Annotated in this window: 10 protein-coding genes; 1 reads left to right on the forward strand and 9 read right to left on the reverse strand. The window is 61.8% G+C overall.

What is annotated here, in order from left to right; genetic code table 11:
- Positions 1-12 precede the first annotated feature (12 nt).
- The 5 genes from ELH03_RS18715 to ELH03_RS18735 form a co-directional block, all read right to left on the reverse strand.
- The gene (locus ELH03_RS18715; RefSeq protein ID WP_130766577.1) at positions 13-1,200 is read right to left on the reverse strand and encodes a Gfo/Idh/MocA family protein; all 1,188 of its coding nucleotides are present in this window, start codon (positions 1,198-1,200) and stop codon (positions 13-15) included.
- A 190-nt stretch (positions 1,201-1,390) separates the two neighbouring features.
- Positions 1,391-2,443, reverse strand: coding sequence for a sugar phosphate isomerase/epimerase family protein (locus tag ELH03_RS18720; RefSeq protein ID WP_130683919.1), 1,053 nt, complete (start codon positions 2,441-2,443; stop codon positions 1,391-1,393).
- A gap of 250 nt (positions 2,444-2,693) precedes the next feature.
- Complete coding sequence (locus ELH03_RS18725; RefSeq protein ID WP_128401473.1) at positions 2,694-3,641, reverse strand: substrate-binding domain-containing protein; 948 nt, start codon at positions 3,639-3,641, stop codon at positions 2,694-2,696.
- A 69-nt stretch (positions 3,642-3,710) separates the two neighbouring features.
- Positions 3,711-4,715 (reverse strand): ABC transporter permease, encoded by a 1,005-nt coding sequence (locus tag ELH03_RS18730; protein WP_003552935.1) that lies wholly within the window; start codon positions 4,713-4,715, stop codon positions 3,711-3,713.
- Between the two features lie 78 nt (positions 4,716-4,793).
- Complete coding sequence (locus ELH03_RS18735) at positions 4,794-6,320, reverse strand: sugar ABC transporter ATP-binding protein (RefSeq protein ID WP_128401474.1); 1,527 nt, start codon at positions 6,318-6,320, stop codon at positions 4,794-4,796.
- A 170-nt stretch (positions 6,321-6,490) separates the two neighbouring features.
- Here ELH03_RS18735 and ELH03_RS18740 point away from each other — a divergent pair, with 170 nt between their 5' ends.
- Positions 6,491-7,522, forward strand: coding sequence for a LacI family DNA-binding transcriptional regulator (locus ELH03_RS18740; protein WP_003543025.1), 1,032 nt, complete (start codon positions 6,491-6,493; stop codon positions 7,520-7,522).
- Between the two features lie 82 nt (positions 7,523-7,604).
- On the opposite strand, the gene xylA is transcribed toward ELH03_RS18740, so the two are convergent.
- From xylA to ELH03_RS18765, 4 genes are all read right to left on the reverse strand, one after another.
- Positions 7,605-8,915, reverse strand: a complete 1,311-nt coding sequence (gene xylA / locus ELH03_RS18745; RefSeq protein ID WP_128401475.1) for a xylose isomerase — start codon at positions 8,913-8,915, stop codon at positions 7,605-7,607.
- Between the two features lie 181 nt (positions 8,916-9,096).
- Positions 9,097-10,551 (reverse strand): xylulokinase, encoded by a 1,455-nt coding sequence (gene xylB, locus ELH03_RS18755; RefSeq protein ID WP_128401477.1) that lies wholly within the window; start codon positions 10,549-10,551, stop codon positions 9,097-9,099.
- A 21-nt stretch (positions 10,552-10,572) separates the two neighbouring features.
- On the reverse strand, positions 10,573-11,595 hold the full coding sequence (locus ELH03_RS18760) for a LacI family DNA-binding transcriptional regulator (RefSeq protein WP_128401478.1): 1,023 nt from the start codon (positions 11,593-11,595) through the stop codon (positions 10,573-10,575).
- Between the two features lie 265 nt (positions 11,596-11,860).
- Positions 11,861-13,459, reverse strand: a complete 1,599-nt coding sequence (locus ELH03_RS18765) for a DHA2 family efflux MFS transporter permease subunit (RefSeq protein WP_128401479.1) — start codon at positions 13,457-13,459, stop codon at positions 11,861-11,863.
- Positions 13,460-13,539: the final 80 nt, after the last annotated feature.

Consider the following 13,539-nt stretch of genomic DNA (forward strand, 5'->3'; position numbering starts at 1 on the left):
GGATCATTAAATTCAGACCTTGACCCAGGCGCCGTTCCTCTTCGAAGACGCGACGCAGGCTTCGACGAAAGCCACACCCTTCACGCCGTCATCGACTGTGGGGTAGACCACCGCCTTGTCGACGGCCTTGCGCTTCTTGCGGGCGTTGATCGCATGCGCGGCTTCGGTATAGATCGTCGCAAAGGCTTCGAGATAACCTTCCGGATGCCCTGACGGCACGCGCGTGACACGGCCGGCAGCCGCGCCTGAACCGGCGCCGCCCCGGGTGATCAGCCGCTTCGGCTCGCCGAAAGGCGTGTACCACAAGTAGTTCGGGTCCTTCTGGGTCCATTCCAGCCCGCCCTTGGTGCCGTAGACACGCACCATCAGGCCGTTTTCATGGCCGGGGGCCACCTGGCTGCACCAGAGCATGCCCTTGGCCGGCTTCTCCGAGCCCTTTGCCTTGAAGCGCAGCATGACATGCGCATTGTCGTCCAGCCGGCGGCCCGGAACAAAGCTGTCGAGGTCGGCGGCGAGGCTGTCGAGCTCAAGACCTGATATGAAGGCGGCGAGATTATAGGCATGCGTGCCGATATCGCCGGTCGAGCCGCCGACGCCGGACTGCGCCGGATCGGTGCGCCAGGCGGCCTGTTTCTGGCCGGTTTGCTCGACCGCTTCCGTCAGCCAGTCCTGCGGATATTCGGCCTGGACGACGCGGATGTCGCCGAGTTCGCCATTCGCGATCATCTCCCGCGCCTGGCGGACCATCGGATAGCCGGTGTAATTATGCGTCAGCACGAAGAGTGCGCCGCTCTCGTCGGCGATCTTCTTCAGCTTCTTCGCATCGGCAAGGTTGGATGTCAGCGGCTTGTCGCAGATGACATGAATGCCGCGCTTCAGGAATTCCTTGGCTGCATCGTAGTGAACATGGTTCGGCGTGACGATCGCCACCGCCTCGATGCCGTTCTTCAGCTTCGCCTCGCGGATCGCCATCTCGCGATAGCTGGAATAAGTCCGCGACGAATCGAGACCGAGGTCGCGTCCGGATGCGATCGCCTTTTCGGGCGAAGCCGACAGCGCGCCGGCGATGAGATCGTACTGATCGTCGATACGTGCCGCGATACGGTGCACCGCGCCGATAAACGCGCCCGCCCCGCCGCCCACCATGCCGAGCCGGATGCGCGGCTCGCGTGTCTGTTCGGATGATGCTTCGATTGCCATTCTGTCCTCCTGAAATTTTCTTCCCTTCTCCCCTCGGGGAGAAGGTGGCCCGGAGGGCCGGATGAGGGGGCCAATGGCGACAGATATTGCCTTTCGCTTGTCGCTCAAGGCCTTCGTCGCTAACGCTCCTCATCCCCTCATCTGCCCTGACGGGCATCTTCTCCCCGCTGGGGAGAAGGGAAATGAAAGCCTAAAGCCCCAGCATCCGCCGGTTCGCCGCCTGGTCCGTGCCGCTGCCGGCGAAATCGTCGAAGGCTTTCTCGGTGACGCGGATGATATGCGCGGCGACGAATTCGGCGCCTTCGCGGGCGCCGTCTTCCGGATGCTTCAGCGCGCATTCCCATTCGACCACGGCCCAGCCGTCGAAATTATTCGCCGTCATCTTCGAGAACACCGCGCCGAAATCGACCTGACCGTCGCCGAGCGAACGGAACCGGCCGGCGCGTTCGACCCAGCCCTGATACCCACCGTAGACGCCCTGGCGCCCGGTCGGATTGAACTCCGCATCCTTGACGTGGAACATCTTGATGCGGTCCTTGTAGATGTCGATATTGTCGAGATAATCGAGGCACTGCAGGACATAGTGCGAGGGATCGTAGAGCATGTTGGCGCGCGGATGGTTCTTCACGCGCTCCAGGAACATCTCAAAGGTGATGCCGTCATGCAGGTCCTCGCCCGGGTGGATCTCGTAGCAGACGTCGATACCGTTCTCGTCCGCATGGTTGAGGATCGGCGTCCAGCGGCGGGCAAGCTCGTCGAAGGCAGTCTCGACCAGACCGGCAGGACGCTGCGGCCAGGGATAGATGAAGGGCCAGGCAAGCGCGCCGGAGAAGGTCGCATGCGCCTTGAGCCCGAGGTTCTTGGATGCCGTCAGCGCCATCTTGACCTGCTCGACCGCCCATTCCTGACGCGCTTTCGGATTGCCGCGCACCTCCGGTGCAGCGAACCCGTCGAAGGCTTCGTCATAGGCCGGATGCACCGCGACGAGCTGGCCTTGCAGGTGAGTGGAGAGTTCGGTGATCTCGATGCCGTTTTCGCGCGCCTTGCCGGCGAATTCGTCGCAATAGGCCTTGGACGTGGCAGCCTTTTTGAGATCAATGAGCTGGCTGGCCCAAGTCGGCACCTGGACGCCCTTGTAACCGATGTCGGCCGCCCATTTGGTGATCGCGTCCCACGAGTTGAATGGAGCAGTATCGCCCGCGAACTGGCCAAGGAAAAGGCCGGGGCCCTTGATCGTTTTCATGTCAGATTCCTCCCTGAATATCGACCGTAAACGTTTCTGAAGTGTTGTAGCACGCTATTTGGCGGGAGCAAGGCACCTCCTCGCCCTTGGCTCGTGATTTGGCGCGAGGCCAGATGCGATATGGCTGGGAGCTAAACACGATGGGCTTTGGCGGGCAAGAGGTACGTGCAGCATTTTCGGCCAGCCACTGTATGGAAGCATAAAAAATGCGCCCATCCTTTCGAATGGGCGCATGTCTCAAGTCGATGGATCAGAACGGCGAATCCGGGAAATAGAAGTCCTTGGCATTCTCCTTGGTGACGAGCGTCGCATCGAGAATGTAGCTGCCATGAACCGGGACCTGATCGTAAAGTGCCGCCGCCGTCAGCTCCATCGCCGTGCCAACCATTGCCGGCGGATAGAGAACGTCGACCGGGATCAGCTTGTCGCCGTCCATGACCTTCTTGACCATGTCCTTGGAGCCGGCGCCGGCGACGACATACTTGATGTCGGTTCGCTTGGCCTGCTCGATCGCCTGCAGAACGCCGACGGCCATGTCGTCATCCTGGCACCATACGACGTCGATCTTCTGGTACTTGGTCAGGTAGTCCTGCATGACCTTGAAGGCATCGTCGCGGTTCCAGTTGCCGTACTGGCGGTCGAGAACCTTGACGTTCGAGCCGGCAATGCCCTTGTCGAAGCCGTCCTGGCGCTGCTGGTCGATCGGGATCGGCAGACCGCGGATGATGACCACTTCGGCGTCCGGCGTCGTGTCCTTGATGTACTTGCCGGCGACTTCGCCGAGAGCCGGGTTGTTGCCGGCGACATAGAGGTCGCGCACGGAATTGTCATTGTTGCTCGGCGCACGGTCGACGAGGGCGACGAACTTGCCCTTGCCCTTGACTTCCTTGATGGCGTTGACGAGCGGATCCGGGTCCGACGGCAGGATGACGAGGGCGTCGATGCCCTGCGTATCGAGATCCTGCACGGCGTTGGCCTGGCTTGCGGCGTCCGGCGAAGTCTTGACGATGACGTTGAGACCGGGATGTTCGGCCATCAGCAGCTTGGCGACGCGTTCGGCATGGAACACCACGCCCGACGTCCAGCCGTGGTCGGCGGCCGGAATGGACACGCCGATCGTGAATTTCTTGTCCTGGGCGTGAGCGGCGCCGGCGAACGTCACCGCCGCAACCGCCAGGCCCAACATCAATTTACGCATGCTATTTCCTCCCAATAACTTCAGGGACTTTTCCATATCGGGACCGGACGCCCTGTAAGCCCGGTCAATTCATGATTTGCGCACCAGCGAGCGCTGGACGAACATGGCGATGATGATGATCGCACCCTGGATGGCGCCGATCAGATATTCGCTGATGAAATTTGAAAGCAGCATGATATTGCCGACCAGTTCGAGAATGAAGGCGCCGCAGATCGTGCCCCAGACCCTGCCCGCGCCACCCTTGAGCGCCGTGCCGCCGACGACGACGGCCGTGATCGCCTGCAACTCCCACAGGATGCCCGTCGTCGCCGACGTCGAGCCGAGACGGGGAACATAGAGCAGCACGGCGATGGCGACGCACAGTCCCTGGATGACGAAGGCGATCGTCCGCACGCGATTGACCGCGATACCTGAATAGCGGGCGACATCGCTGTTTGATCCGACAGCGACGACATGGCGCCCGTAGCGGGTGCGATAGAGGATGAAGGCCGCAACCGCTGTCACTGCCAGGATCACCACTATCGGCACCGGAATGCCGGCGACATTACCGAAATAAGCAGGGCGATAGAGCGTCTGGATATCGGCGGAGCGAAGCGTGATCGCGCCGCCTTGCGACAGCCATGTCGTCAGGCCGCGATAGATGCCCATCGTGCCGAGCGTCGCGATGAAGGGCTCGATCCTGCCCACCGTCGTGATCAGGCCGTTTGCCAGACCGCAGAGCGCGCCGGCGACGATCGTGAAGACGGCGGCGACCGTCAGCATCAAAGCCGGGTTTTCGATGGCGCCCGAATTCATCAGCAGGATCATCAGGCTGGCGACGAAGGCGACCATGGAGCCGACAGACAGATCGAGATCCCCTGCTGATATCACGAAGGTCGCACCGACCGCGATGATGGCGATGAAAGCGCTGCGCGTCGCGACATTGGCAAGGTTGGTGATGCCGATGAAATTGGGATTGACCAGAGCTCCGACGATCAGCAACAGCGCCAGAGCGACGAAGGGCGCGACCGCACGCAGGTCGACATCCCGCCAGGATCGGCGCCGGATTTCCCTGGTCTCCTCGTTGACACTCATTTCCAAAATCAACCTCCCGCCCCATATTTTCTGGGCATCTTATGTGTCGTCCTGATTGGCAAAGCCCTGCTTCAGCCTTCAGGCGGCCACCTTTTTCTTGAGCCCGGCGGCGTAACGCATGATCTCCTGCTCGGAAATCTCGTCTCCTTCGAGCACGCCGACGATACGCCCTTCGCGCATCACCGCCACTCTCGTGCAGAGACCGATGACCTCCGGCATCTCCGAGGACACGACGATGATCGAGCGGCCGTCCCGGGCGAGCGCCGAGATGAAATGATAGATCTGCTGCTTGGTGCCGACATCGATGCCGCGCGTCGGCTCGTCGATGATGATAATGTCAGGATCGGTCTCCATGACCTTGGCCAGCAGCAGCTTCTGCTGGTTCCCCCCCGACATCCGGCCGGCGACGATATTGCCGTCGCGAACCCTGATATCGAAACGGCGCTTGGCCTTTGCCATCGCCGCCGCCTCGCTGCCCGGGCTGAGATAGCCGTGACGCGCGTGCCTTCCGAGCGATTGCAGTGTCAGATTGGTCACCATGCCGGAGCGCAGCAGCAGGCCTTTCGACTTGCGATCCTTGGTCATGTAGGCGAGCCCGCAACGATTGGCGGCATGCACGTCGCCGGACGGAACCGTTTCGCCCTTGATGACCACCTCGCCCTCGAGGCGGGTCCGCAACCCGGCGATCGCTTCCATCAGTTCGGTGCGGCCGGAGCCGATCATGCCGGAAAAACCGATGATCTCGCCCTTGCGCACCTCGAAGCTCGCATCCGTCACATAGCCCGTCGACACCGAGGCGACGCTGAGGACGATCTCCTCGTCGACATCAGGCTCGACCTTGGCGGGATAAAGGCTGGAGAGTTCGCGGCCGACCATCAGCTGCGCAATCGATTCCCCGTCCAGAATGGACGTCGCCGAAGTCTTGATCCACTGGCCGTCGCGCAGCACCGTGACGCGGTCGGTCAGTTCCATCACCTCGTCGAGCTTGTGGGACACGAAGACGAAGCTAGTACCCTGGTCGCGAAGCTTGCGAACCTGCTTGAACAGCATATTGGTCTCTTCCCGCGACAGCACCGCGGTCGGCTCGTCCATGAACACCACCCGCGCATCGCGGCTGATCGCCTTGGCGATCTCGACCATCTGCTTGTCGGCGATGGAAAGCGTGCTGATCAGCGCATTCTCGTCCACATGCGAACCGAGCACGTCGAGAACCTTGCGTGTCTCCGACCGCATATATTTGCGGTCGAGCATGCCGAAGCGGGTGACTTCACGCCCGAGAAAGAGGCTCTCCGTCACGGTCAGATGTTCGGCGAGGTTGAATTCCTGGTGAATGATGACGATGCCGAGCGCCTCGGCGGCGCCATTGGGCGGCAGGACGACGGGCTTGCCGTCGAGCAGGATTTCGCCGGAACTCGGCTGTTCAAAACCGGACAATACCTTGACAAGCGTGGATTTGCCGGCGCCATTTTCACCCATGAGCGCATGGATTTCGCCGGCACGGAGATCGAAGTTCACGCTGAAAAGGACCTGCACTCCACTGAAGGATTTGCATATGCGCCTGGCGGACAGCACCACGGGTGCGGTGTCGGCGATCTCCACGGTCATCTGATCCTCCCCAAAGCGGCTCTCCGGCCGCTCCGAAGCCTTATGTAAACCTTTACATACATCATGTAAAGGTTTACATCGTTGATTTACACAGATCAGTTGAAGCGTGCCTTTGACCTCTCGACAAGTCTGTGTAGTGTCGCGGCGAAGACAGCCCAAGGCAGAGCTCAGTGTCGAATTCCACGCCCGCAACCATCGAAGACGTCGCCCGGATCGCCGAGGTCTCTATCGCGACGGTTTCCCGGGCAATCCACATGCCGGAGAAGGTCGCCAACTCCACGCGTCTCAAGGTCAACCAGGCGATCGCCATCACCGGCTATACGACCAATGCCATGGCGCGCAGCCTGAGGCTCGGCCGCTCCAACATGATCCTCGTCGTGGCGCCCGATATCGGCGATCCCAATTTCTCCAACATTCTCGTCGGGCTGGAGAACGAGGCGCGCGCGCACGGCTACGGCATCCTGATCGGCCACACGCAGAACGATGCCCAGCGCGGCCTGGAATATCTGAAATTCTTCAATTCCAACCAGGCGGCCGGATTGATCCTCTTCACCGGTATCCTGCCCTTTGGGCATCAGACGATGACCGCGCGGCTGCCGCCGAGCGTCGGCGTTTTCGAGCCCGTCTTCAACGGCGGCATTCCCTATGTCGGCGTCGACGATACCGAGGGCGCGCGGAAAGCGGTGGACCTGCTGCTGGCCGAAGGGCATCGCAAGATCGCTTTCATCGGCGATTCGCGCACCCGGCTTGCCTATACCAGGCGCCGCATGGGTTACGATGCCGGTCTCGATGCCGCCGGCATCCCGCCCGACACCAGGATCGTGCTCGAAGGTGACGGCACGATCGAAAGCGGGCGGCATGCGGTCGAACAGCTTTTCATGCGTGACACGCTTCCTACCGCCTTCATGTGCGTCAACGACCAGACGGCGATCGGCGTCATGGTCGGGCTCGGCGCGCGAGGTTACGATATTCCGCGGGATTTCTCGGTGACCGGTTTCGACGACGTGCCGCAGGCCGTCTTCATATCGCCACCGCTGACCACGATCCGCCAGCCGAGAACGGCAATCGGCAAGCAGGCGATGGCGCTGCTGCTGGAACTCCTGTCCGATGGCCGGCCAACCGAAACGGAAATCCTGCTGCGGCCGGATCTGGTGGTTCGAAACTCAGTCTCAGCGCCATCGCGCAACTGGTCGAAACGTTGAGCCGAATATAGGCTGAGGGCTTTCCGCCAACGAGCGGCCGAAGAGGCTTGCGCCGGCGGTCGATGACCGCCGGCGCGCTTCATCAAACGTAACGGTTGACGACGTTCTCCAGCAGTTCCTGCTTGCCGGATCTCGGCTGCGGGTTCACGTCGTGGCTCTCGACATAGTGGGTGATCTCGTCCAGCGAATACTCGCCGCGGAAGAGCTTCTGCGCCTCGGCGGATTCCCACCCGGCATAACGATCGGCGAGCGGCTGCGACAGAGCCTTGTCCTCGATCATCTTGGCAGCGGCCTTCAGGCCGCGGGCGCAGCAATCCATGCCGCCGATATGGCCGATCAGCAGGTCCGCCGGGTCGAGAGACTGACGGCGCAGCTTCGAGTCGAAGTTGGTGCCGCCGGTCTTGAAGCCGCCGCCTGCCAGAACATGGTAGTAGGCGAGCGCCATCTCGGGAACATTGTTCGGGAACTGGTCGGTGTCCCAGCCGGACTGGTAGTCGTTGCGGTTCATGTCGATCGAGCCGAAGATGCCGAGCGCATTGGCAAGCGCCAACTCGTGCTCGAAAGAGTGGCCGGCAAGGATCGCGTGGCCCTGCTCGATATTGAGCTTCACCTCGTTTTCAAGGCCGTGCTTCTTGAGGAAGCCATAGACGGTCGCGACGTCGTAATCATACTGGTGCTTGGTCGGCTCCTGCGGCTTCGGCTCGATCAGGATCGTGCCCTTGTAGCCGATCTTGTGCTTGTATTCGACGACGAGGTTGAGGAAACGGCCGAGCTGGTCGAGCTCGCGCTTGATATCGGTATTGAGCAGCGTCTCGTAACCTTCGCGGCCGCCCCAGAGCACGTAGTTTTCTCCGCCGAGCTTCTGCGTGGCATCGATGCAGGTCTTTACCGTCGCGGCCGCGAAAGCGAAGACATCGGGATCCGGATTGGTCGCAGCACCCGACATATAGCGGCGGTGGGAGAAGAGGTTCGCCGTGCCCCAGAGCAGCTTGGTGCCGGTTGCGGCCTGCTTCTCGGCGAAATAATCGATGATCTCGTTGAGGTTTTTGGTGTTCTCGGCGAAACTCTTGCCTTCGGGACGCACGTCGGCGTCATGGAAGCAGTAGTAGGGCGAGCCGAGCAGCGAGAAGAATTCGAAGGCAACGTCGGCCTTGAGTTTGGCGGCCTTCATCGTGTCCTCGAACCAGGGACGCAGGAAGGTCTGGCCACCGAAGGGGTCGCCGCCCGGCCAGGTGAAGGTATGCCAATAGGCCACCGCAAAGCGCAGATGGTCTTCCATGCGCTTGCCCATGACGATCTCGTCCGGTTGGTAGTAGCGGAAGGCCAGCGGATTGGTGCTGTCGGGGCCTTCGTATTTTACTTTCTGGATATCGCCGAAAAATCCGGTGCTCATGTTGATTCTCCTTGGGTTTGTATTTCAGTCTTATCGTTCGCTGCATCCAGCCCCCTCATCCGACCCTTCGGGCCACCTTCTCCCGGAGGGGGAGAAGGGGAATGAGGCATCGCTGCGAGTCTCTTCTCCCCTCGGGGAGAAGGTGCCGGCAGGCGGATGAGGGGGCCGCTGGCTCCAGTTCTCAATGCGCCAGCGACTTGATCGCCGGGTAGAGCGCACGGTAGCGCTTGTAGGCATCCTCGTAAGCGCCGCTCAGTGCCGACACCGGCTCGATCGTGCCCGCCGTCACCGGCGGCGTGCAGACGGCAATGGGATCTGCCCCCGTTGCTGCAATCAGGCCGAGGCGGGCTGCCCCGAAGGCCGCACCGAAATCCCCGTCGGCCGGCAGGTCGACCGGAACGCCGAGCGCGGTCGCGATCGACGCCAGCCAGTAACGCGAGCGCGAACCGCCGCCGATCGCCGTGACCCGGGATATGCCGGTGCCGGCCGAGCGCAGCGCTTCGAGATTGTCGCGAATTGCGAAGGCGACACCTTCGAGCACCGCCTGGGTGAGAACGACACGGCTGCTTTCGTGTTCGAGGCCGATGAAGGCGCCGCGGATGACGGCATTATTGTGCGGCGTGCGCTCGCCGGAGAGATAGGGCAGGAAAGTGACACCGGTGGGCGCCTTCAGCGTCTCGCCGACTTCGCCGGTGAGATCGGCCGCCGATTTGCCGGTCACACCGGAATGCCAGTTCAGCGCATCGGTGGCCGACAGGATGACACCCATCTGATGCCAGGTGTTCGGCAACGCGTGGCAGAAGGCATGCACGGCGCTTTCCGGCTTCGGCAAATAGGAAGCGTTGGCAGCAAAAAGCACGCCTGATGTACCGAGCGAGACGAAGGCAGCACCATCGCTGACCGTGCCCATGCCGCAGGCCGACGCCGCATTGTCGCCGGCACCACCGGCAACGACGACATCGCCTGATATACCCCATTGCGCCGCCAGTTCGGACCGCAGCTTGCCGGCCTGCTCGGTGCCTTCGACAAGCGCCGGCATCTGCTCCTCGGAAAGCTTGGTGGCGGCGAGCAGTTCGGAGGACCAGGCGCGTTTGCCGGTGTCGAGCCAGGAAGTGCCGGCCGAATCCGACATTTCCGAGATATATTCGCCGGTCAGCCAAAGACGCAGGTAGTCCTTCGGCAAGAGCACCTTGGCGATCTTGGCGAAGACATCGGGCTCATGTTTTGCGACCCAGGCGAGCTTCGGCGCCGTGAAGCCGGGAAAAACGATGTTGCCGGTGAGCGCGCGAAAGCGCGGATCGGCATCGAGTGCCGCAGCCTCGACGTAGCTGCGCGTGTCGTTCCAGAGGATGCAGGGGCGCAGGACCTTGTCGGTGGCATCGACAAGCGTTGCGCCGTGCATCTGGCCGGAAAGGCCGATGCCCAGGACCGCGGCAAGCTCCTTCGGATGTTTTGCCTTGAGGCCGGCGACGGCCTCCTCCGTGGCGCGCACCCAGTGGGCCGGCTCTTGCTCCGACCAGCCAGAATGCGGACGCGAGACGTCGAGCGAACCATTGGCCGAGCCGACGATCTTCTGATCACCGTCGATCAGCATCGCCTTGACGCCGGAGGTTCCGAGATCGAGACCCAGATACATGTGGTATTTCTCCCTTTGCCGTTACGGCAGATTGTCTTTCAGGAATATGTCGAGGCGGATGCGCTCCTGCGCTTCGATGACGGCAAGCCCGTCCGCCTTGGCTTTCAGCACGCGGATCGCGCTGCGCACCTCATGGCCGGCATCCTGGTTGAGGATCGCGTCGATCGTATTGTCCATGAGTGCTGCGCGCGTATGGGCGGTCAGCTCGTGGGCAATCACGGTCAGTACACGATCGACGGCCTTCTCCTTCAAAGCCCGGATCAGGCCGCGATTGCCGGCGCCGAGGCTGTAGACGCCGATAATGCCGGCATTCCCGAGCGCGTCGGCAACGAGCCTATGGGCGACCTCCGGGTCGTCGCGGCCTTCGAGAACCGGCAGGATCGCAAGATCGGGAAATTCCTCGGCCATGACAGCGGTGAACCCCTCCAGCCGCTCGCGATGGTCGCGCACCAGCATCGAACCGGCGAGCACGGCGATTTCGCCCTTTCGCGGCCCAAGGAATCGTCCGAGCAGGCGGGCGGCTGTGCGGCCGGCTGCGATATTGTCGACGCCGGCATAGTGATGGCGCAGCGACCCCGTGAGATCGGAAACCAGGGTGACGATGGGAAAACGCTCGCGCACCAGCCTGTCGACGGCGGCGCGCACGTCAGGCGCATCGGTCGCAACCAGCGCGATGCCGCATGGCTTTTCGCGGGAAAGCTGTTCGAGCACGGAGACGAGGGCGGCCGGATCGAAGGCCGGCACCTCGATGGTGCGGATATCGGTGCGCTCGGCCGACGATCGGAGGACTGCCTGGCGGATCTCGGCATTGAGCCCGTGCATGAAGGAGTTGTCGCTGGCCGGAAGGATGAAGACCAGCGGATAGGTGCGCCCCTTGGCAAGATTGGCGGCGGCGACGTCTCTGACATAGCCGAGCTCGCGGATCGCGGTCTCGACCTTTTCCCGCGTGACATGGCGCACACCGGGCCGCTGGTTGAGAACCCGGTCGACAGTCGCGAGACTGACACCGGCCGCGGCGGCGATATCGTGAACGGTTGGCCTCATCATTCCTCCTGACGAGACCATTAGCGCCAATTTTGATGTACGTAAATCAAAAAATCCAACAGGCCGGTTTCCACGTCGTTTTTCCGATCCGGCCGGCCATCATCCGACGGATGGCGTAGCGCATAATCCCGAAAATCGGAATCCATTTTCGGGGTTATGCGCAGATTAACGAGTTTGAAAAGACGCGCGGCGCTCTAGAGGCCGGAAAGCGGCAAACAAAAAGGCCCTCCGAAGAGGGCCTTTTCAAGGGGCGGCAGGCCGGAGGTCAGTGGCCGCCACCGCCTCCCCCGCCTTGCGGCGCGGGTTTCTTGATCATGGCGACACCGAGGATCATCGCGAGGAAAAGCGCGGTCAGGATCAGGAACACGTCGCTGAAGGAAAGGATGATCGCCTGCTTGGTGGCAAGCCCAACCATCTGCTTGATCGCGACCGAGGCGCCATCCATGCCATAGGTGTTGAAATTGGCGGCCATGTTGTTCATCTGGTCGATCGCCGCCGGATTGCCCCAATCCATATTCTCCCGCAGCCGCTCGTAGTGCACGTCCTGCCGGTTGGTGAGCACGGTGTTGATGACGGCAAGGCCGACGGCGCCGCCGAGATTTCTGGTCAGATTAAACAGGCCGGACGCGCCGCGAATGCGCGAGGGCGGCATCGTGCCGAGCGCGATGTTGTTGATCGGCACCATGCACATCATCAGCCCGAAACCGCGCAGGATCTGCGGGATGAACAGCTCGTAGAAATCCCAATCCGCCGTCAGATGCATCATGATGAAGGTGCCGGCAGCGAAACTGACGAAGCCGATCACCATCATCAGGCGCAGGTCGATCTTGGTCGACAGCCGGCCGGCGATCGGCGCGGTGAAGAACATCGCAAGCCCGGAGACAAACATCGTCTCGCCGATCATCAGCGAGTCATAGCCACGGATGCGCCCGAGATAGACCGGATAGATATAGGTGAGGCCATAGAGGCCGATGCCCATGACGAAAGAAAACACCGAGCCGAAGGAGAAATTCCGGTTCGAAAAGGCCTTGAGATCGACGACGGGGAAATCCACCGTGAAGGCGCGATAGAAGAAGACGATGGCTGCAACGCCGGAGGCAACCGCTGCGATGGAGATGGAGCTGTCGTTGAACCAGTCGTTCGAATTGCCCTCTTCGAGCACATATTCCAGTGCGCCGAGGAACACGCCCATCGAGATCAGCCCCCACCAGTCGAACTTCTTGAAGAGCGACAGTTCCGGCTTGTCGAAATCGATGAAGTTCCAGGTGACGATCGTGACGATGATGCCGGGAACGATATTGACGAGGAACAGCCAGTGCCAGGAGAAGGCGTGGCTGAGATAACCGCCGACCGTCGGACCGATGGTCGGCGCCAGCGTCGCGATCAGGCCGATGATCGGCGAGACGATGCTGCGCTTCGAGGGCGGGAAGATGGTGAAGGCGGCCGCAAAGACCGACGGGATCATGCCGCCGCCGATGAAGCCCTGGATGACGCGGTAGACGATCATCTGGTCGATATTCGTCGCGGTGGCGGCAAGCGCGCTCGCCATGGTGAAGCCGGCGGCCGAGATCGCGAAGAGATAACGCGTCGAGATGATGCGCGCCAACGTGCCGGAAAGCGGGATCATGATCACTTCGGCGATCAGATAGGACGTCTGCACCCAGCCGATCTCGTCGCTGCCGGCCGATAGGCCGGCCTGGATTTCGGCAAGCGAGGCCGAGACGATCTGGATGTCGAGGATCGACATGAACATGCCGAGCACCATCGCGAAGAAGGCGATGAGCTTCTTCGGATCCATGCGCTCGTCGGCATGGGCAGGCGCTGCCGGAAACGTCCCCGCTGTTGCTGTCGCGCTGCCGGCCATCAGACCACCTCCGCCTTTCCCAGAGCAATTCCGTTTTTCTTCGAATCACGGAATTGCTCTATCTCTTTGTTTTCACGCAA

The sequence above is a fragment of the Rhizobium beringeri genome (assembly GCF_004306515.1).
GTDB lineage: Bacteria > Pseudomonadota > Alphaproteobacteria > Rhizobiales > Rhizobiaceae > Rhizobium > Rhizobium beringeri.